Source organism: Corynebacterium hansenii, from assembly GCF_030408795.1.
In the GTDB taxonomy this organism is placed as follows: Bacteria; Actinomycetota; Actinomycetes; order Mycobacteriales; family Mycobacteriaceae; genus Corynebacterium; species Corynebacterium hansenii.
In genome coordinates this window covers 1,685,599-1,705,407 of record NZ_CP047211.1, presented here as the reverse complement: position 1 = coordinate 1,705,407, position 19,809 = coordinate 1,685,599, and the positions used below count along the sequence as shown (strand labels likewise).

Here is a 19,809-nt window from a genome sequence, read left to right as displayed (position 1 = left end):
CGGAAGGGGTGGTGCGTTAGGGTGGATCGACGTAAGGACCCGCGCCGGCAGAGCCGGACGCGCGGTCGTCGCCGAGCGGATGGAGGCTCATGTGGCCGGAATGAATTGGTTTTGGAAGGCCCTCGGCGGCAAGGAAAGCCGCGACCAGAAGCGCAGCGTGACGCTGGTGGCCCGGGCCGCGGAGCTCGAGCCCGAGCTGGAGGAGCTTTCCGACGCCGACCTGGCCGCCCGAGCCCGCGACAACCGCGACGACGCCCCGGAACTGCTGGCCTGCCTGCGCGAGGTCGCGCGCCGCGCCATCGGGCTGCGCCCCTTCGACGTCCAGCTGCAGGGCGCGCTGCGCCTTCTCGAGGGCGACGTGGTGCAGATGGCCACCGGCGAGGGCAAGACCCTGTCGGGCGCGCTGGCCGGCGCGGGGTTCGCGCTGCGCGGCGAGCGGGTGCATTCGGTGACGGTGAACTCGTACCTCGCGCGCCGCGACGCCGAGTGGATGGGGCCGATCTTCACGTTCCTGGGGCTGACCGCCGCGGCGGTCGATGAGGCCGACGACGCCGCCACCCGGCGCCGGGCCTACGCCGCCGACGTGGTCTTCGTCGCGGTCAACGAGCTCGGCTTCGACGTCCTGCGCGACCGCTGCGTCGTCGACGTCGCCGACCGCGTCCAGCGGCCCGCGCGCGTGGCCATCATCGACGAGGCCGATTCGGTGCTGGTCGACGAGGCGCTGGTGCCGCTGGTCCTGGCGGGTTCCGCGGAGGGGGAGGCGCCCGCGGGGCGCATCACGGACATCGTCCGCCGGCTGGTCAAGGGCGACGACTTCACCGTCGACGCGGGCCGCCGCAACGTCTTCCTCACGGAAATCGGGGCCCGGCGGGTTGAGCGTCTGCTGGGCATCGGTTCGCTTTACGACGAGGACCACGTCTCCACCACCCTCGTCCAGGTCAACGTCGCCCTGCACGCCCGCGAGCTGCTGCGCCGCGACGTGGACTACATCGTGCGCGACGGCAAGGTGGCCCTGGTCGATTCCTCCCGCGGGCGCATCGCCGATCTGCAGCGCTGGCCGGATGGGCTGCAGGCCGCGGTGGAGGCCAAGGAGGGCCTCGACGTTTCCGGCGGTGGCCGGGTTCTGGACACGCTGACCATCCAGCAGCTGGTGGGCCGGTACGAGATCACCTGCGGCATGACCGGCACCGCCGTCGCCGCGGGCGACCAGTTCCGCGAGTTCTACGGCATGCGCGTGTCGGTCGTCGAACCCAACGAGCCCTGCATCCGCGACGACGAGCCCGATCGGATCTACGCGACGCACGAGGACGCGTTTTCGGCGGTCGTGGAGGAGGTCATCGAGGTCAATTCCACGGGCCGCCCCGTGCTGGTGGGCACCGGCGACGTGGCGGAGTCCGAGCGGCTGGCCGAGGCGCTCGCCGAACGCGGCGTCGAGGCGGCGGTGCTCAACGCCAAGAACGACGAGGCCGAAGCCGCCGTGATCGCCGAAGCCGGCGCCCCCGGCCGCGTCACCGTGTCCACCCAGATGGCCGGCCGCGGCACCGACATCCGCCTGGGCGGCCGGGACGAGGAGGACCGCGACGAAGTCGTGGAGCTGGGCGGCCTGTGCGTCATCGGCGTCGCCCGCCACCGCACCGGCCGCCTGGACGGGCAGCTGCGCGGGCGCGCGGGACGACAGGGCGATCCCGGCTCCAGCGTCTTCTTCGTCGCGCTCGACGACGAGATGGTCGTCGAGGGCGGAGCGGGGGAGGAGCTCACCGTCACGCCGGAGCCCGACGGGCGCATCCGCGACGCCCGCGCCGCCGCCCACGTCGACCGCGCCCAGCGCGTCACCGAGGCGACCATGCTGTCGATCCACGCCACGACGTGGAAGTACAACAAGCTCATCGGCGACCAGCGCGCGATCCTCGACGATCGCCGCGAGCGCCTGCTGACCACCGATCTGGCGTGGCGCGAGCTGTCCGAGCGCGAGCCGGAGCGGGCGGAGGAGATCCTGGCCGAGGTGCCCGATGACGTCGCCGCCGCGGCCGCGCGCGAGATCGCGCTGCATCACCTGGACATGGGCTGGTCCCGGCACCTGGCCGACCTCGACGACCTGCGGGAGTCCGTGCACCTGCGGGCGCTGGCCAAGGAGAGCCCCATCGACGAGTTCCACCGGGCGGCGATTTCGGCGTTCAAGAACCTCGCGGCGGAGGCCGTCGATGAGGCGGCGAAGAGTTTCCGCGAGGTCACCATCACCGCCGACGGCGTCGATCTGGACGCCGAGGGCATGGGGCGGCCGAGCTCCACGTGGACGTACATGGTCAACGACAATCCGTTGTCCGGCGGCGATTCGGTCGTCGGCGCCGTGGCCGCCATGTTCCGCTGAGCGGAGGCGGTTTCGGCCCGCGCGGGAATGTCGCGCGCGGGCCCGCCGGGCGCGGCGGGCGATGAGTGAGTCGCCCCCACCGGTCCGCGCCAACGGCTATGATTTAGAGCGTTACAGGAAATCGGACGATTATCCGGAGGATGTGCAATGACGAACAACACCGGCAAGCCTGAGGCCTCGGTGGAGACCACCTCGGTCTTCCGCGCCGACCTGCTCAAGGAGATGGAGTCCGGCGCCGGCCAGGATCCCGCGGTGCCCGGCGTCGAGGGGCTGCCCGCCGGTTCGGCGCTCCTCGTGGTGAAGCGCGGCCCGAACGCCGGCTCGCGTTTCCTGCTCGACCAGCCGGTGACCACTTCCGGTCGCCACCCCGACAGCGACATTTTCCTCGACGACGTCACCGTCTCGCGCCGTCACGCGGAGTTCCGCATGGAGGGCGACAAGTTCGAGGTCGTCGACGTGGGATCGCTGAACGGCACCTACGTCAACCGCGAGCCGAAGAACTCGGCCGACCTGTCCAACGGTGACGAGGTCCAGATCGGCAAGTTCCGCCTGGTCTTCCTCACCTCCCCGAAGTAAAAACCAGGAAGTCCCAGCGCCGTGGCAGCCGTTCCAGCTTCCGCCCCCGACTCCGGGGCATCTTCCCCGAGGACCAGGTCCGCGGGGAAGATGTCCATCGGCGCCGTGCTGTCGGAGCTCCAGCAGGAGTTCCCCGACGTCACGGTGTCGAAGATCCGTTTCCTCGAGTCCGAGGGGCTCATTTCGCCGTCCCGCAGCCAGTCCGGGTACCGCCGATTCGCCCGTGCCGACGTCGACCGTCTCCGCTACATCCTCACCGTCCAGCGCGACAATTACCTGCCGCTGAAGGTCATCAAGGAGCAGCTGGACAACATCGACGCCGGCAACGTCGCCGCGGTCGGCGAGGGCCTGGCTTCGGTGACCCCGCTGGTCACGGCGGACCAGTTCCGCGAGTCCGCGGTGGTCCACCTGACGCGCGCGGAGCTGGCCGAGCGGGCGGGCATCGACGAGGAGTTCCTGGGCAGCCTGGTGCGCGCCCGGCTGCTGTCCCCGGATGCGATGGACTGCTTCGACGGCGATGATCTCGCGCTGGCCACCACGGCCGGCAAGCTGCGCGAGTTCGGCCTGGACGCGCGCCACATGAAGACGGTGCGCACGGCGGCCTCGCGCGAGGCCGACCTGATCGGCCAGGCGGCCGCCCCGATGGCGCGGTCGAAGGGCGACGGAGCCCGCCAGAAGGCGGAGGAAATGGCCCGGGAGATGACCGCGCTGCTGGTCACCCTGCACGGCACGCTGCTCAAGCGCCAGGTCAACGATGACCTCGGGCGCTGAGGGAGCGGGCGCCGGCATGGATGAATTCGTCGAGGTCGAATCCCGCGGGATCCTGGTGCACGAGCCGGAGGACCATCCGGTCCTGCTGCTGTCGTGGCCGGGCAGCGGTCGTGTCGTACCGGTGTGGATCGGGGCCGCGGAGGCCGCGTACCTGGCCGCCCGCGAAGCGGGCATGACGCAGAACCGACCCTGCGCGCAGGACGTCATCGTCGAGATGGCCGAGTCGACGGGCAATTCCATCGACCGCGCGGAAGTCACCGGTTTCCACGAGGGCGTGTACATCGCGGCGCTCGTGCTTTCCGACGGAGGCCGCGTCGATTGCCGCGTGTCCGATGCCGTCGCCGTCTGCGAGATCGCCGAAGCCCCGCTGGTCTTCGCGCGGGAGATCCTCGAAGCCACGTCGGTGCCCGCGGGTTCGCTTTTCGACGGCGCCGCCCACGACGGGGAAGAGGAAGAGGAGTCGGTCGAGGAGTTCGCGCGGTTCCTCGACGAGATCGACGCCGCCGATTTCCTCGGAGAGTCGGGCGGCGCGGACGGCTCGGGTGAGTCAGGCGGATCGGGCGAGCCGGGTGGCTCGGGCGGCTCCGGCGAGTCGGATGGTTCCGGCGGGGCCGGCCCGTCGTAAAGCGGGCCGAAAGGCGCGCAAAGCTGTTGTTCGTGTGAATGGTGTGACTCGAGTGTCTTGAGTGGCACCCCCGTTCACCCCCGAAGTCTGATCCTTGACTTGAGTGGCAAAAGTCCACGTCGTTCTTTGTGTCACACTGTTGAGCTGGGGTTTTGTAATTCGCAAACTCTGAACCTGAACTTTAGGTTTAGACATGCGGCGTGTCGGCCCGAATCCTGTTGACAGTGCCCTAACCTTGGCGAAAGATGAACGACAACAGTGGAACTACCAGGGGAGAACACGAACATGGCCGACGATCGCATCGCTGATCGCCAGGGCTCCGAAAAGGATGCCGTCGATGCCGGCGTCCAGGAGTCGCTGTTCGACATGGGACCGGACGAGGAAGTGGGCTACCGCGTGCCCATCGCCTGCCAGGCCGCGGGAATCACATACCGTCAACTCGACTACTGGGCCCGCACCGGGCTGGTCGAGCCGTCCATCCGCAACGCGCACGGCTCCGGCTCGCAGCGCCTCTACTCCTTCCGCGACATCCTCGTGCTGAAGATCGTCCGCGGACTGCTGGACACCGGCATTTCCCTGCAGAACATCCGCCTGGCCGTGGACAAGCTCCGCGACCTGGGCGTCGACGACCTGGCGACCATCACCCTGGTCTCCGACGGCCGCACCGTTTACCAGTGTCGCTCCAACGAGGAGGTCATCGACCTGCTCAACGGCGGCCAGGGCGTGTTCGGCATCGCCGTGCCGGGCATCATGAAGGAGCTCGCCGGCTCCATCGCCAGCTTCCCGTCGGAGCGCGTCGACGGCACTCCGGTCGAGGCCCCCGTCGACGAGCTGGCCGCCCGCCGCCGTCGCCGCATCGGCTGACGATCCGATGACGCCCCGCATCTCCCCGCGGGGCGTTTTCGCGTAAGTGGGTGCCGCGCCCTAGAGCCCCATGGCCGCGACGAAGGCTCCGTGCAGGTCGGCCCCGGCGACGTGCACCGCACCACCGGTTTCGTCGGCCAGCCGCTGCAACGCACCGCCCGTGGCGTCCTCGCCGATGATGACCACGTCGACGCGCACCGCCCGGTCCGTGGTCGCGGCCGCCCTGATGCCGTCGATCGCCGCCCGGGCATCGTCTTCCGTGGCGTCCCTTCCAGTTGTCACCAGCACCACGCGGTTGGCTACGCCGGGCGCCCACGCTTCGGCGGCGTACTCGACGGCCGGCCCGATCGACCGCCACAGCCACGGGTCGCCGCCCGTGCCGAACTGACCCAGCATTTCGATGGACCGGTCCTTCGCGCCCGGCCCGAACAGGACGTTCGGGCGGACCGGGCTGGTCACGCCCGGCGACATGGGGGAGGAGTAATTCCACAGCGCCACCCGGCGGCCCTCGCCCTCGGCGGCCTGGCCGAGCAGCGGGGTCAACGTCGCGCGCACGGGCTCCAGATCGACGCCTGCGGACGTGTCCAGCAGCACCAGAGTCGATCCCGCGGGCTCGATGGCCGGAGCGGGCGGGGCGGCGCCGGGGTCTCCGCCGGGCGCGCCCTCGGGTGCCGGGGCGGGGGAGTCGATCGGCGCGCCGGCCCCGGGATCGGTCTTCCGGGCGGCGACCCCGGGCACGATTTCGCCGGCGGGCCCCGCGAGCGGTCCGGCCGCGCCTTCACCGCCCCCGTCCGGCCCGTCGGCGTCGACGCCGTTCTTGCGGGCGAACTTGACCAGGTCCGCCGCCGCGCGCGCATTCGTCTCGTCGATGGGTCCGCCGGAGGTGAAGGCGACCATCGGCGCGGACAGCGACGGCGATCCTTCCGGCGAGAGGAAGGTCAAGCCCTGCGCCCCCGATTTCGCGGCCGCGTCGACCATGGATTTCGTGGCCGCCACGGCGGCGTATCCCTCGGCCGTGCCATTGGCCAGCTGACCGAGCAACGCTTCGGAGGTGAAGCGGCCGCCAGCGGCCAACCGCGGCTCGGAGACCCCGATGAGATCGCCGGGTGCGGCGTCGGGCGCGAGCCGGGCATTGACGATCGACGACGTCACCGCGTCGGAACCGCCGGGCGTGGCGATGATCAGGCCCTCGGTTCCTGCGAGGTCCGTCCAGGACTTGCCCTCCAGCTCCGGGGCCCGGTCGGAGCGGACCGCCAGGCCGACGGGCTCAGGGGCGAAGCGGGCGATGTCGCCGTCGGCGCCGACGGTGCCGGCACCCCGGGCGGCGTCGACGAAGGAGTCGTCGGCGGGGACCCACACCGCCGGCAGGACCGGCTTGAAGCCCCCGGCACCGCCGGCGCCCCCGTCGTCCCCCTGTTCGCGGATTACGTCGAGGATCTGCTGCGAACCGTTGACGGTCACCTGCGGGCGCACGCAGTAGTCGCGGACGACGGGCTCGGTCGCGGCCCATTCGTTCACCTTGTCGCGCACGGCTCCGGCCACGGCGGGGTCGGCGGTGACCACGAGCGTCAGGTCGCCCTTGACGCACTTGCCGCCGGCGCCGAGCTCCTCGCGCTCGGAGGCCCGCAGGGCGAACCAGGCGAAGATCATGGCTCCCACGAGGATCGCCACGAGCACCACGATCAACGGCCCCTTGGCCACGCGATAGTTCGGCTTGCCGTCGGAATGCCTGCCCACGGTTGCTCAGCTCCTCATGGATGCGACTGATGTACGCCGTTCGCTGACCACTTTAGCCGTGAAATGACCTCGCCAATCGGAGCAACTCCGTGCGAATCGGCGCGGCGCGCCCCGCCAAATCCCGCTGCCTGGCTACGTACTCGGCCTTGCCCTCGGGAGTTTCTATCCGGACGGGCTCGAATCCGTGATCGGCCAAGTCGTAGGGAGACGCCTCCATGTCCAGGCGCCGCACGTCGCGGGCCAGTTCGAACGCGTCGAGCCACAGCTCGCCGGGGACGAGGGGGCCGAGCTTCGTGGCCCACTTGTACAGGTCCATGTTCGCGTGCAGGCAGCCGCCCTGTTCGCAGGCCGGTTGCGTGGCGCGAGTCGGCCGGTTCTCGTTCAGCGGCACCGCGTCGGGAGTGAAGAACCGGTAGGCGTCGTAATGCGTGCACCGCACCCTGTTGGCCTCCACGACGCGATCCGTCGCCGCGCGCCCGAGGCGCAGGGGAACGGCGTGGCGGGTTTCGTCGGCGCGGTAGACCATCGCCCATTCGTGCAGCCCGAAGCAGTCGAAGTGGGCGTCGTTGGCCATGGTCCCCGCGAGCAGATCTGCGACGTAGGAAATCGCCTTCCCGCGGCGGGCGGCGAGGGCGGCGCGATCAAGCCGCGCGATGCCGTCGGCGCCGACGCGGAAATCGCGCATGTGCGACACGTGTTCGGCGGCACGGGGGTCGTCGGCGCCGGCCAGGGCGACGCCGAGGCCGGGCGTCCACCGGCGCAGCACGCCCGGCCGCACGGGGTAGTACTCGAAGAGGAAGTCCCAAACCGGGTGCTTCAGACCGCGCGAGCGACGCTCCAGGTGGCCGGCGCACAGTTCATCGGCGCGGCGGGCATGGGCGCGGGCGCGGTGCAGCCATTCGTCGAGCGGCAGCACCACGTCGGCGGTGGAGTGGTCGCGAGGGCCGGAGCCGAGTCCGGAGTCGACGCGGGTGCCGGAGGTCTCGCCGGCCGTCATGCGCCGCGGGGGCCGCCGTGCTTCGGCGGGTTGTGGGACTGGATCTCGGCCGGATTCTGCGCGGGGCCGGGTGCCGGATGCTGCGCGGGGCCGTGCGTCGACTTATGTTCCGTACTCTGCCCCGGGTTCTGCCCCGGGTTCTGGGCCGGCTTCGGTGCGGGTTTCGGTGCCGCCTTCGACGCGGGTGCCTTGGTCCCCGCCTTGGCCGCCGCGCGCACCGCCGCGGTCCTCGCCTGGGCGGCCTTCGCCGCGGTGCCCTGGGCGGTGGCGCGCCCGGGGCGCGTCGCCATGGCGCGGTTGGTTTCGTGGGTCCAGTCTCGGACGACGCCGATGTGCTCCTCGATGAGGTCCTCCAGCGCCACGATGCCCACCGGCTCGACGCCCTCGACGGCCATGGCCATGTGCGCCGAACGGCGGCGCATCTCGCGCATGGTGCGGTCGAGGGCGCCGTCGGCGTCGACGGCGATGAGCTCGCGGATTTCCTCGTCGGGGATCGGGGTCTCGGGCCCGGATGCAGGGTCCAGGACGCGGTCGAGCACGTCCTTGACGTGGACGTACCCGCGGTAACCGCCGTCTGCGTCGGCGACGGGGAACCGGGAGAAGCCCGTTTCGGTCACCGCCGCCTCCAGGTCGCCGACCGTCGGGGAGGTCGGCACCGTGCGGATCTTCGACGGCACGATCAGCACCTCGCGGATCGAGCGGTTCTCCGAGGACAGCGCGCGGTTGAGGCGGAAGTGCTCCTCGTCGTCGAGCAGGCCCTCCTGCCGCGACTCCGCGATCATCGACGCGAGTTCGTCGGTGTTGACCGTCGAGTCCAGCTCGTCCTTCTGGGTGATGCCGAACAGCGCCAACGTGTGGCGGGCGACCCAGTTGAAGAACAGCAGCAGGGGCTTGGTCACCTTGTAGAACGCCAGGTGCACCGGCGTCAGCCACATGGCCATCGTCTCCGGGCCGGCCAGGGCGATGTTCTTGGGCACCATTTCGCCGAGCAGGATGTGCAGGATCGACACGAGCATCAGCGCGATGGCGAAGCTGATCGGGTGGAGCAGCGACTCCGGGACGCCCAGGGAGCCGAACGGCTCCTCCAGCAGGTGGGCGATCGCCGGCTCGGAGACCTTGCCCAGCAGCAGCGAGCACACGGTGATGCCCAGCTGGGCGGCGGCGAGCATCATCGACAGGTGCTCGGTGGCGCCGAGCACGGTTTTCGCGCGCTTCTTGCCCTGGGCGATCAGCGCCTCCAGGCGGTCGCGGCGCGCGGCGATCAGCGCGAATTCCGCGCCGACGAAGAAGGCGTTGAACGCCAGCAGCAGGAACGTGAGGGCGATGCCGAACCAGTCGCTCATCGGTCGAACATCTCCTTCGCGCGCTCCCGGGTCACGGGGATCAGCAGGGCCCGGTCGACGCGGCGGCCGTCCATCGCCAGAATGCGGGCGTACCAGCGGCCCGCGATGCCGGATTCGAACTCGTCGAGCATGTCGCGGTCGGTCTCCGGCAGCAGCACCACGTCGCCTTCGGCGGGGATGCGGCCGAGCGCCAGCATGATCACGCCGCCCAGGGTCTCGTGGTCGCCGTCGGGCGCGAAGTACCCGACCTTCTGGGGCAGGTCGTCGACGCGCACCAGACCGGAGCAGTCCCAGCCTTCGGTGACGCGGCGGACTTCCTGCTCGGCTTCGGCGTCGTCGTACTCGTCGTAGACCTCGCCGAGGATCTCCTCGACGACGTCCTCGATGGTGACGATGCCCGCCGTGCCCCCGTATTCGTCGGCGACCAGGGCGATCTGCGAACCCGCCGACCGGACCGCCTCGAGCACGGCGTCGCCGTCGAGGGATTGCGGAAGCACCGGAACCTGCCGGGCCAGTTCGGCGACGCGGGTCGTCGTGCGGCGGGCGGCGGGCACGGTGAACGCGTCCTTGACGTGGACGACGCCGACGGTGGCGTCGAGGTCGCCGTCGGTGACGGGGAAGCGGGAGCGGCCGGATTCCAGGGCGGTGGCCAGCAGGTCGGCGACGGTGTCGTCGACGTCGAGCGAAATGATGGTCGACCGCGGCGTCATCAGGTCCTCGGCGGTGGTTTCGCCGAATTCCAGGGAGCTCTGCAGCACCTGCGCCTTCGACTTGTCCAGCGCGCCGTGCCGGGCGGAGTTCCGCACGAGCGCGCCGAGCTCCTGCGGCGAGCGCGCCGACGCCAGTTCGTCGGCGGGTTCGATGCCCAGCTTGCGCACCATCCAGTTGGCGGTGAGGTTCATCGACTGGATGAACATGTGGAACGCCCAGTTGAACCACATCACGGGCCGGGCGGTGAAGCGGGCGACGGCCAGCGGCTCGGTGATGGCGATGTTCTTGGGCACCAGTTCGCCGTAGATCATCGACAGCCCGGTGGCCACGATCAGCGCCAGCACCAGCGCGGTCGGTCCGGTCGCGGTTTCCGGAAGTCCGACCCATCCGAGCATCGGGCCGAAGTAGCGGGCGAGCACCGGCTCCGCCAAAAAGCCGGTGGCCAGCGTGGTCAGCGTGATGCCCAGCTGCGCCCCGGAAAGGTGGAACGACAGGCGGTTGTGGGCCTTGCGCACGGAATGCGCCTGCCCGTCGCCGCGCTTGCGCACGTCATTGTCGATCGACGAGCGCTCCACGCCGGTCAGCGCGAACTCGAAGGCGACGAACAGCCCCGTGCCCGCGGTCAGCGCGATGAAGCCGAGGACCGCGACGATGTTGAGGAATATGTCCATGATTAGGGAAAGATCCTACTCCGCCGCGGCCGTGGGGGCCCGCCGACCCGGCCGTTCCCGCCGGTGCCGTGCCCCTCCCGTTTTGCGCCTGCTTCTTGCCGCTACTTCTTGCCGCGCTTGCGCTTGGGCCGGTGGGGGCGCGAGGCGCGCGCCGGACCCCGGCCGGGCTTCCCCCGTCCGGTTCCCGCTTGACGACGGCCCGCGCCCTGCCCCGAGCCGCGTGCCTCCCGGCCGGCTCCCGACCCGCTCCGCCCGCGTGCGGGGCCCGGGGGTTTGCGGGCGCCGGTCCACTTCTTCAGCGCCTTCGAACCGGGGGAGACGTCGATGATCTCGGGGTCCACGCCGGCGGCGCGCAGCATGTCCGCGACGGCGTCGGCCTGCCGGTCGCGGACGATGGTCACCACCGTGCCCGTCGCGCCGGCGCGCGCCGTGCGGCCGGAACGGTGGACGTAGGTGGCGGCCTCCGGCGGTGGGTCGACGTGGACGACCAGGTCGAGGGAATCGACGTCGATGCCGCGGGCGGCGACGTCGGTGGCCACAAGGACGGGGATCTCGCCCGAGGCGAAATCGGCCAGCGCCTTGCGGCGGGCGGTTTGGCCGCGGTCGCCGTGCAGCGCCTCGGCTCGGATGCCCTGGCCGGCCAGGAACTCGGCCAGGCCGGTGACGCGGTGGCGGGTGTTGCCGAAGAGCACCACCCGGCCCTCGCGGGCGGCGATCCATGCGGTGACGGCGTCGGCGGCGTCGTTGTCGGGCACCCGGAAGACCAGGTGCTTCATCGTCTCCACCGACACGACGGCCTCGGACACCTCGTGGCGGGCCGGGGACCGCCCCTCCATGAGCGCCTCGGCGGCGGCGTCGAGCGTCGCGGAAAACAGCATGCGCACCGCCCCCGCCGGAGTGGCGCGAAGGAGGCCGAGGACGTCGGGCAGGAACCCCAGCGCCGCCAACTCGTCGGCCTCGTCGATGACCGCGACGGCGACGTCGTCAAGCGAAAGCCATCCCTTCCGGCGCAAATCGTGCGCGCGGCCCGGGGTGACCACGGCGATGTCGACGGGCGCGGCGAGCGTGAGCTTCTGCCGCGCGATGTTCTCGCCGCCGACGAAGGCCCGCACCCGCAGGCCGGCCGCCGCACCGAGATCGCCGAGGACGTCGGCGATCTGGTCGGCGAGCTCGCGGGTCGGGGCGATGACCAGGCCACGCGGGCGGCCCGGCCGCGATGCCGACCCCGCCAGCGCCTGGACCAGCGGGATGCCGAACGCCAGCGTCTTGCCGGACCCCGTGGGGGCGCGGCCGAGGATGTCGCGGCCGGCGAGGGCGTCGGGCAGGACGGCCGCCTGGATCGGCGTCGGCTCGGTGACGCGCATGGATCGCAGGGTGCGGCGCACGGCCTCCGACGCCCCGAGCTCCCCGAAGGAAGGGGAGGAGATGCCGGTGATGTCTACGCCTCCACCTCGGAGCGGTCGCCCGACCACAGCGTGTGGAAGGAGCCCTCCTTGTCCGTGCGCCGGTAGGTGTGGGCGCCGAAGAAGTCGCGCTGGCCCTGGATCAGGGCAGCCGGGAGGCGCTCGGCGCGCAGGGCGTCGTAGTAGGCCAGCGAGGACGAGAACACCGGGGCCGGCAGGCCCATGCGGGTGGCGGTGACCACGACGTCGCGCCACGCATCCAGGCACTCGGTGACCTGGTCGCGGAAGTACGGGTCCAGCAGCAGGGCCGGCAGTTCCGGATCGCGGTCGTAGGCCTCCTTGATGCGGTCGAGGAAGCGGGCGCGGATGATGCAGCCGCCGCGCCAGATGGTGGCCAGCGCGCCGCGGTCGATGTCCCAGCCGTATTCGGCGGCGCCGGCGTTGATCTCGTCGAAGCCCTGCGAGTACGCCACGATCTTCGAGGCGTAGAGCGCGCGGCGGACCTTCTCGATGAACTCGTCGCGGTCGGCGGGACGGCCGGTGAGCTCGCCGGAGGGCAGGTCGCGGGCGGCGGCGCGCTGGTCCAGGGACGACGACAGCGCGCGGGCGAAGACGGCCTCGCCGATGCCGGTGACCGGGATGCCCAGGTCCAGGGCGGCCTTGACCGTCCAGCGGCCCGTGCCCTTCTGGCCGGCGGCGTCCACGATGACGTCGACCAGCGGCTGCCCGGTGGCGGCGTCGACCTGCGACAGCACCTCGGCGGTGATCTCCACCAGGTAGGAGTCGAGGTCGCCGGCGTTCCACTCGCGGAACACGTCGGCGATCTCCGCCGGGGACAGGCCCGCGGCGTCGCGCAGCAGCTGGTACGCCTCGCCGATGACCTGCATGTCGGCGTACTCGATGCCGTTGTGGACCATCTTGACGAAGTGCCCGGCGCCGTCGGTGGAGATGTGGGTGCAGCAGGGCACGCCGTCGACGTGCGCGGACACGGATTCCAGCAGCGGGCCGAGGGACTCGTAGGACTCGGCGGTGCCGCCCGGCATGATCGACGGGCCGTTGAGCGCGCCCTCCTCGCCGCCGGAGATGCCGGCGCCGACGTAGTGCAGGCCGCGGGCGCGGATCTCCTTTTCGCGGCGGATGGTGTCGGTGTACAGCGAGTTGCCGCCGTCGATGATGATGTCGCCCTCCTCCATCGCGTCGGCGAGCTGCTCGATGACGGCGTCGGTGGCGGGGCCGGCCTGCACCATGATCAGGGCGCGGCGCGGGCGCTCCAGCGAGGCCACGAAATCCCCGATGGTCTCCGAGGGCACGAAGGACCCCTCGTCGCCGTGGTCGGCGATGAGGGCGCGGGTCTTCTCCGGGCTGCGGTTGTACACCGCGACGGTGTGGCCGTTGCGGGCGAAGTTGCGGGCGATGTTCGAGCCCATGACTGCGAGACCGACGACGCCGATCTGTGCTTGCTGCTTCTCGTTGTCCATGCCCGTCAGTTTAAGCGCACGGGTCCGCGGCGTGCCGGTAGCATCGGGCGCCATGGAAACGCGGGCGCAGGTCACCCTTCCGGAAGAACGCTTCGCCGGGGAATTGGATTTCCTCTGCTCGGTGGACGATGGCGCGCGCCCGCCGGGATGGGCGATGACCCCCGCGCGGGTCGTCGACTTCATCTGCGGTGCCGAGGGGCTTCGCGACGGCCGCAAGCGCCGTGACATCAGCCGCAAGTTCGTGGGCGACCGCGCGCTCGTGGAGAGGTGCGTGGTCACCCTGGCGGGCTCGCGGGCGCTGATGCTGGTCGGCGAGCCGGGCACGGCGAAGTCGATGCTGTCGGAGCTGCTGTCCGCCGCGATCTGCGGCACCTCGGGTTTGACGGTGCAGGGCAGCGCGGGCACGACGGAGGACCAGCTGCGCTACGGCTGGAACTACGGCCTGCTGCTCACCGGCGGCCCCTCGAGGGAAGCGCTGGTGCCGTCGCCGGTGATGCAGGCGATGGAATCCGGGCGCATCGCCCGCGTCGAGGAGATCACCCGCTGCCTGCCCGAGGTCCAGGACGCGCTGGTGCCCGTGCTGTCGGAGCGGCGCATCGCCGTGCCCGAGCTCGGCGAGCATTCGGTGGCCGCGGTGGAGGGCTTCGGCGTCATCGCCACCGCCAACCTGCGGGACAAGGGCGTCAGCGAAATGAGCGCCGCGCTCAAGCGCCGCTTCAACTTCGAGCTGGTCGAACCCATCGCCGACGCCGGCGCCGAAATGGCGCTCGTCGCCGAGCAGACCAAGGCCGCGCTCGAGCGGGCCGACGTCCTCGCCGAGGTGGACGAGGAGGTCGTGTCCACGCTGGTCACGATCTTCCGCGATCTGAGGGTCGGGCGGACGCGCGAGGGATGGGCCGTCGAAAAGCCGGGGTCCGTGCTGTCCACCGCGGAGGCCGTGGCCATTTCCTCGTCCATCGCGCTGGCCGAAGCGTATTTCCCCGGCACCGCCGGCACCGAGTCGATCCCGGGGCACCTGCTCGGTGCGGTGCGCAAGGACGACGACCGCGACGCCGACCGGCTGCGCGCCTACTGGGACTCCGCCGTGCACCGGCGCGCCGAGTCCGACCCCGAGGGCCCGTGGGCGCGGTTGTGGGGGCGGCGGGGGCTGCTGTGAACGGGCCCGCGGACGTGAACGGCCCCGCGGAGATCGTCGACGCGCTCGTGGCCGGGCCGTCGCCGGAGGTCATGCTCTTCGGGGTGCGGCACCATTCGCCGGCCTGCGCCCGCGCGATCGTCGCCGCTGCGGAGGAATGGCGGCCGGAGGCGATCGCCATCGAAATGCCCGCCGAATTGGCGCCGATGCTGCCGTGGGTCGCCGACCCCGGCACCGTCGCGCCGGTGGCCATCGCGGTCGGGGGCGGGGCCGGGCCGGGCCTGTACCCCTTCGCCGACTTCTCGCCGGAGCTTGCGATCCTCCGCTGGGCGCACCGCGAGGGCGTCGACGTCCACTGCATCGACCTGCCGGCGGGGGCGGTTATCGGTGAAGGGGGAAACGACGAGCAAGGAAACGGCGAGGGCGACGGGGGCCGTACCGCCGGTGACGGAGCCGGCGATGGGGAGGGCAGCGAGGCGACCGCGATCGTGGACACCGCCGACCTCATCGACCAGGAGGCGTGGGACACGCGGGTCGAGGCCCGGTCGGTGGGCGCGCAGTGGCGGCGGGTGCGGCGCGCGGCGCTGGCCGTCGGAGTCGGCGCGCGTTTGGCGGAAACCCGGGTCGACGCCCGCACCCGCGCACGCGAAGCCAACATGCGCGCCTGCCTGGAGGACCTGCGCGGGCGCAGGGTCATGGCGGTCGTCGGATCCTTCCACTGCCTGGCCCTCATGGACGGGGAACCGGCCCGGCCCGCCGAGGTCGCCGATGCGCCGGTGTCGCTGGTTCCCTACGGCTTCGCCGAATTGGACTCGCGGTCGGGTTACGCCTCGGGCATCCGGGATCCGCGGTGGCAGCAGGGAATCGTCGAAGCGTCGGGGTCGGGGGACGTCGAAAAGCTCGCGACCCGCGTGATCACCGAGGTCGCCCGGGAGATGCGCAAGGGCGGGGAACCCGCCGGCACCGGTGAAGTGGTCGAGGCGGTGCGCATCGCGGGCGACCTCGCGAGGCTGCGGGGCATCCCCGCGCCGGGCCGCCGCGAAGTGATGGAAGCGCTGACGTCCGTGTTCGCCCACGGATCGGTGATCGGACGGGGGCGCACCGTGGCCCGGGCGCTGCAGAAGGTCATGATCGGCGACAGGCGCGGAAAGCTCGTCGACGGCGCACCCGAACCCGCGCTGGAGGTCCACGCCCGCGAGCTGCTCGCGTCGGTGGGGCTGCCCGCGTCGCCGACCGACGGTGTGGTGCGCAGGCGCATCGACCCGTTCAAGGGAGGCCGCGACCTGCGGCGACATGTCGCGCTGGCGCGGCTCGCGGTGCTGGATGTCCCATACGAGAAGGAACGCACCTCGGGACAGGTCCGGGGCCTGGAGACCCGCGGGTACACAGTCACCTGCGAATACCGGTCCAGCACGGCCGGGGCGCTCGGCGTGTGCACCGCGGGCGCGACGCTGGAGCAGGCGGCGGCGAACACGTTGAACCGGCGGGTCGCGGGGTGGGCCGGCGACCCGGATGTGCTCCTCGGGGTCGCAGGGGATGCGGCCGCCGCGGCGCTGCCGGAACCGCTCGGGCGGGCGCTGGAGAAGATCGCCGCCGACGTCGCGCCGCGCGCCGGGTTCGCCACGGCGCTGCGGGCGTCGGAGATGCTGGTCGGCATGGGCGGCGGCCGCGAACCGGCGGCCACGCTGTTGCCGCAGCGGCTGGTGGACCGGGCGGCGGAGGTCGCGGAGTCGCTTTCCGACGCCGTCGTGCGCGAAATGCCCGGCGTCGCCGGATCGGACGACGACGCCGATGCCGCGCTGCTGGCGGGAGTGGCCGGATTGCTGCCGGATCATCGCGTCCGCGCGATGGCGTCGCTGGAGCAGATGTCGCGCTCCGGATCCGATCTCATGCGCGGCGCGGCGACGGCCGTGCTGGCGATGTACGGGGAACACGAGCCGACGGGTGCTCCGGGGGAATCGGTGGCGTCGGGCGAACCGGACGACGCCGGCATGGACGCGGAAGAATCCGGCATGGACGCGGAAAGCTCTGACGAGGTGTCCGCGCTGCTCGGCAGCTGGGTGGACGGTGCGATGGCGGCGCCCGGCCCGGCGCGATCGTTGACCGGCTTCCTGCTCGCCTCTCGGGGCACATGGGCGGACGGCGAGTTGTTGGACGGCGTCGAGGAGCGCGTGGAATCCATGCCCGATGCGTCGTTCGTCGCGGCGCTGCCGCGGTTGCGCGGCGCCTTCGATCCGGTGGCGCCCGCCGAGCGCGAGCGTTTCCTGGACCACGTCGCACGGCGCGTGGGGAAGGCGGCGCCGCAGGCGGCGAGTCCGGCGACGCTCGCCGCGAACGCGGAAGCCGACGCCGCCGCAGCCGCGAGACTGCGGGCGTTGGGGCTGCGGGACATGTCGTTCACCCCGGCGATGCGGTGGCGGCTGGTCCTCGGCGCGGAACCCGATGCGCTCGCGGGGAAGGCGGCGGCGATGGCCGGGGCACTCGACGAACTGTACGGAGACCCTCGGTCGGACCCCTCGGGCGAATCCGACGGGCGCATCGGCGCCGGCGGCGGAACGGGGCAGGTGTCGGCGCGCCAATGGGCGGAGGACATCGAAGCGCTGTTCGGCGGCGAGCACGTCCACGAAATCGCGGGCCGCGCCGCCGAACGGGGGCGCGCCGACATGGTCGAGCATCTGCGCCCGGATGACGTGCGCCCCAGCGTCGAACTGCTGACGACGATGCTCAACCTCCGGGGCGCGCTGCCGGAGGCGCGGCTGCGCAAGATCCGCCCGATCATCGCGAAGGTCATCGCCGAGCTGTCCGCGGCGCTGGCCCGCGATCTCGCCCCGGCGCTGCGGGGCGCGGCGTCGTCGGTGCCCTCCCGGCGATCGTCGCCGGAGCTGGACGTCCCGGCGACGATCCGGAGGAACCTGCGCCACGTCGTCGACGTCGATGGAACGCCGCGCGTCGTGCCGGTCACGCCCTATTTCCGCACCCCGGAGAAGCGGATCAGCCCGTGGCACATCATCGTCCTGGTCGATGTTTCCGGATCCATGGAGGCATCGACCGTCTACGCGGCCATGACCGCCGCGATCCTCGCGGGCGTGCCCACGTACCGGATCAGTTTCGTCACCTTCGACACCGCGATCGCCGATCTCAGCGACCACGTCGAGGACCCGCTGCAGCTCCTGCTGGAGATCTCCGTCGGCGGCGGCACGGACATCGCCTCGGCCGTCGCCTACGCGGCGACGCTGGTGAAGGTGCCCAACCGCACCGCGCTGATCCTCATCAGCGATTTCGAGGAAGGCGGCAACGTGGGTGGCCTGCTGCACCAGGTGGGCGCTCTGGCGGATTCGGGGGTGCACCTCATCGGGTGCGCGGCGCTCGATGATTCGGGAAACGCCGTCTACAACGTCGGCATCGCCGAGGCGGTCGCCGCCGCGGGCATGCGGGTGGCTTCGCTCAGCCCGCTGCAGTTGGCCCGGTGGGTGGGGCAGGTGCTCGCATGAGCCTCCCCGCGCTGCCCCCGGACGTCGCCGCCGCGCTCATCGACGCCCTGCCGTCCCGACTGAAGAGGCGGGCGGGGGCGCTCGCCGCCGAATGCTCCGCATGGCCCGTCGACGGCGACCGGATCACGGTCGGCGATCACGTGGTCACGGTGTCCGACACGCTGACCTGCGATTGCCTGCTTTCCCCGAAATGCGCGCACGTCGGCGCGGTGGCGCTGGCGGCACCGGTGGCGGATGCACCGGCGGCGGACACACCGGCGGCGGGAGAATCGGCGGTGGCGCCGCCGGAAACCGTGCCCGCGGAGACTGCGGGAGCGCCGGCGGAGGACGCTAGTTCCACACTTTCTCCCGCCGATGCTCCGGTCGCCGACCCACCGGGCGCCGACGCCCCCGCGACTCCCGACCGCGTCATCGCCGCGGCGGAACTCGAGCATCGCCGCGATCTGGCGGAGCGGTCCCGGCGCATCGTCGACGTCATTCTCGAACGGGGCATCGGCGCACTCGGCGTCGCCGATCATGCCGCCGGCCTGGCCCTGCTCCAGTCGGCGCGTGCGGCGGCGTTGCCGAGGTTGGAGAGGGCGCTCACCGGCGTGGTCGGGGCGTCGCGAAGCATGCGGACCCTGGCTCCGCCCGGCCGCGACGATCTCGCGCGGCGCGTCGGGGCCCTGGCCACAGCGGCGCACGCGCTGGCCGAAAACCCCGGCTCCGACGACGCGGTCGGGCAGGCGCGGCGCACGTACTCCGCACTCGACGGCCGCGGCACCGGCACGTTCGTGCCCGTCTGCGCCGAACCCGTCGTCGCGGCATCCGGCTTCGCCGGAGTCGTGCTGACGTTCGCCGACGCGCGCGGCGAACTGCTCGAGTTCGCCCACACCCCACCCGGCGACGCCTCCGACGTGCCGGCGGCGTGGCTGGGCCGGGCGGCGCTGGGCGATCTGCACTGCTCCCATGCGGAACTCGCGCGGCACCGCCTGCTCATCTCCGGCGGGCGGACGAGCGCCGACGGCCGGCTCGGCCGGGGCCGCGGGGTGCGGGCCGCGCTCGGGGCTCCGGTGACGCCCGACGATCTGCGCGGCATCGACGCGTATCGGGTTTTCGAGGGCACGGTCGAGTCCGCCGACCGACGTGGGTTCGCCGTGACGGAACCGTCCGGGGGCACCCGTGAACTCCGATTCTCGACAGACGCCCGACGCGCCGGGCTGGGCGGCGTGGTCGCGTGGCTTCGTTCGCAGACCTCCGTGACCGTCGTCGCAGACGGGGGCAAGGCCGTGCGCCTGTGGGGCGACGGCGGGGAGCAGGTGTTCCCCGGGCTCGACCGGCCGACGGTCAATGACGCCGTGGTCGGCGCCGTGGTCGGCCCCGTGGAACGTGGTCTCGTCGTCCCCGCGGCCGGTGTCGCGCAGATGCTCGCCGACTGGTCGGGGCTCGCCGTCGCGGGCGGTGCGACGGCCATCCGCGCCCGCGAGCGCAGGGTCCTCGCCGACGCCGCGAGGCTCGACGATCTCGCCGCCCCGGTCGCGGCCGAATTGCTCCGGGGCCTGCTCGAGTCGACCGATGCGACGGCCATCGCACGCATTCACGTTTATCTGGGGCGCTGATCCGGCCGCGCCCGTAAACTCGCGGCGAAGATAACAGGGCG

Annotated in this window: 13 protein-coding genes and 1 pseudogene; 8 read left to right on the top strand and 6 right to left on the bottom strand. The window is 71.8% G+C overall.

What is annotated here, in order from left to right; genetic code table 11:
• Window positions 1–91 precede the first annotated feature (91 nt).
• The 5 genes from secA2 to CHAN_RS07440 all read left to right on the top strand — a co-directional run bounded on the left by secA2 (window position 92) and on the right by CHAN_RS07440 (window position 5,204).
• A complete protein-coding gene (gene secA2 / locus CHAN_RS07460) occupies window positions 92–2,368 on the top strand; it encodes an accessory Sec system translocase SecA2 (protein WP_290288120.1) in 2,277 nt (758 codons plus the stop codon).
• Between the two features lie 147 nt (window positions 2,369–2,515).
• Window positions 2,516–2,944, top strand: coding sequence for an oxoglutarate dehydrogenase inhibitor Odhl (gene odhI, locus CHAN_RS07455; protein ID WP_048743101.1), 429 nt, complete (start codon window positions 2,516–2,518; stop codon window positions 2,942–2,944).
• Window positions 2,945–2,965: 21 nt separating this feature from the next.
• On the top strand, window positions 2,966–3,715 hold the full coding sequence (gene ftsR, locus CHAN_RS07450) for a transcriptional regulator FtsR (RefSeq protein ID WP_048743103.1): 750 nt from the start codon (window positions 2,966–2,968) through the stop codon (window positions 3,713–3,715).
• A 16-nt stretch (window positions 3,716–3,731) separates the two neighbouring features.
• On the top strand, window positions 3,732–4,340 hold the full coding sequence (locus CHAN_RS07445; protein WP_290288113.1) for a bifunctional nuclease family protein: 609 nt from the start codon (window positions 3,732–3,734) through the stop codon (window positions 4,338–4,340).
• A gap of 285 nt (window positions 4,341–4,625) precedes the next feature.
• Complete coding sequence (locus CHAN_RS07440; RefSeq protein WP_048743107.1) at window positions 4,626–5,204, top strand: MerR family transcriptional regulator; 579 nt, start codon at window positions 4,626–4,628, stop codon at window positions 5,202–5,204.
• 60 nt (window positions 5,205–5,264) lie between these two features.
• On the opposite strand, the gene CHAN_RS07435 is transcribed toward CHAN_RS07440, so the two are convergent.
• The 6 genes and pseudogenes from CHAN_RS07435 to gnd form a co-directional block, all read right to left on the bottom strand.
• Window positions 5,265–6,941: a vWA domain-containing protein gene (locus CHAN_RS07435; RefSeq protein ID WP_290288107.1), complete on the bottom strand. Its 1,677-nt coding sequence runs from the start codon at window positions 6,939–6,941 to the stop codon at window positions 5,265–5,267.
• Window positions 6,942–6,993: 52 nt separating this feature from the next.
• Window positions 6,994–7,938: a 3-methyladenine DNA glycosylase gene (locus CHAN_RS07430; protein WP_290288105.1), complete on the bottom strand. Its 945-nt coding sequence runs from the start codon at window positions 7,936–7,938 to the stop codon at window positions 6,994–6,996.
• A gap of 296 nt (window positions 7,939–8,234) precedes the next feature.
• Window positions 8,235–9,281: pseudogene (locus tag CHAN_RS07425) on the bottom strand (hemolysin family protein); the annotation flags it as partial.
• Complete coding sequence (locus CHAN_RS07420) at window positions 9,278–10,663, bottom strand: hemolysin family protein (RefSeq protein ID WP_290288102.1); 1,386 nt, start codon at window positions 10,661–10,663, stop codon at window positions 9,278–9,280. The gene CHAN_RS07420 and the pseudogene CHAN_RS07425, both read right to left, overlap by 4 nt.
• 101 nt (window positions 10,664–10,764) lie before the next feature.
• On the bottom strand, window positions 10,765–12,027 hold the full coding sequence (locus tag CHAN_RS07415) for a DEAD/DEAH box helicase (protein WP_290288100.1): 1,263 nt from the start codon (window positions 12,025–12,027) through the stop codon (window positions 10,765–10,767).
• A 74-nt stretch (window positions 12,028–12,101) separates the two neighbouring features.
• On the bottom strand, window positions 12,102–13,544 hold the full coding sequence (gnd, locus tag CHAN_RS07410) for an NADP-dependent phosphogluconate dehydrogenase (protein WP_048743115.1): 1,443 nt from the start codon (window positions 13,542–13,544) through the stop codon (window positions 12,102–12,104).
• A gap of 52 nt (window positions 13,545–13,596) precedes the next feature.
• Between gnd and CHAN_RS07405 the strand changes: the two genes are divergently transcribed.
• The 3 genes from CHAN_RS07405 to CHAN_RS07395 are packed head-to-tail and all read left to right on the top strand — an operon-like array spanning window position 13,597 to window position 19,768.
• The gene (locus CHAN_RS07405; RefSeq protein WP_290288094.1) at window positions 13,597–14,700 is read left to right on the top strand and encodes an ATP-binding protein; all 1,104 of its coding nucleotides are present in this window, start codon (window positions 13,597–13,599) and stop codon (window positions 14,698–14,700) included.
• A 14-nt stretch (window positions 14,701–14,714) separates the two neighbouring features.
• Window positions 14,715–18,170: a DUF5682 family protein gene (locus CHAN_RS07400; RefSeq protein ID WP_290288092.1), complete on the top strand. Its 3,456-nt coding sequence runs from the start codon at window positions 14,715–14,717 to the stop codon at window positions 18,168–18,170.
• Window positions 18,167–19,768: a hypothetical protein gene (locus CHAN_RS07395; protein ID WP_290288089.1), complete on the top strand. Its 1,602-nt coding sequence runs from the start codon at window positions 18,167–18,169 to the stop codon at window positions 19,766–19,768. Before CHAN_RS07400 ends, CHAN_RS07395 begins: the two co-directional genes overlap by 4 nt.
• Window positions 19,769–19,809 lie beyond the last annotated feature (41 nt).

Coding starts and splice junctions, on each gene's coding strand:
- odhI (WP_048743101.1), top strand. CDS start 2,516: ATGACGAACAACACCGGCAAGCCTGAGGCCTCGGTGGAGACCACCTCG.
- CHAN_RS07445 (WP_290288113.1), top strand. CDS start 3,732: ATGGATGAATTCGTCGAGGTCGAATCCCGCGGGATCCTGGTGCACGAG.
- CHAN_RS07440 (WP_048743107.1), top strand. CDS start 4,626: ATGGCCGACGATCGCATCGCTGATCGCCAGGGCTCCGAAAAGGATGCC.
- CHAN_RS07430 (WP_290288105.1), bottom strand. CDS start 7,938: ATGACGGCCGGCGAGACCTCCGGCACCCGCGTCGACTCCGGACTCGGC.
- CHAN_RS07420 (WP_290288102.1), bottom strand. CDS start 10,663: ATGGACATATTCCTCAACATCGTCGCGGTCCTCGGCTTCATCGCGCTG.
- CHAN_RS07415 (WP_290288100.1), bottom strand. CDS start 12,027: ATGCGCGTCACCGAGCCGACGCCGATCCAGGCGGCCGTCCTGCCCGAC.
- gnd (WP_048743115.1), bottom strand. CDS start 13,544: ATGGACAACGAGAAGCAGCAAGCACAGATCGGCGTCGTCGGTCTCGCA.
- CHAN_RS07405 (WP_290288094.1), top strand. CDS start 13,597: ATGGAAACGCGGGCGCAGGTCACCCTTCCGGAAGAACGCTTCGCCGGG.
- CHAN_RS07395 (WP_290288089.1), top strand. CDS start 18,167: ATGAGCCTCCCCGCGCTGCCCCCGGACGTCGCCGCCGCGCTCATCGAC.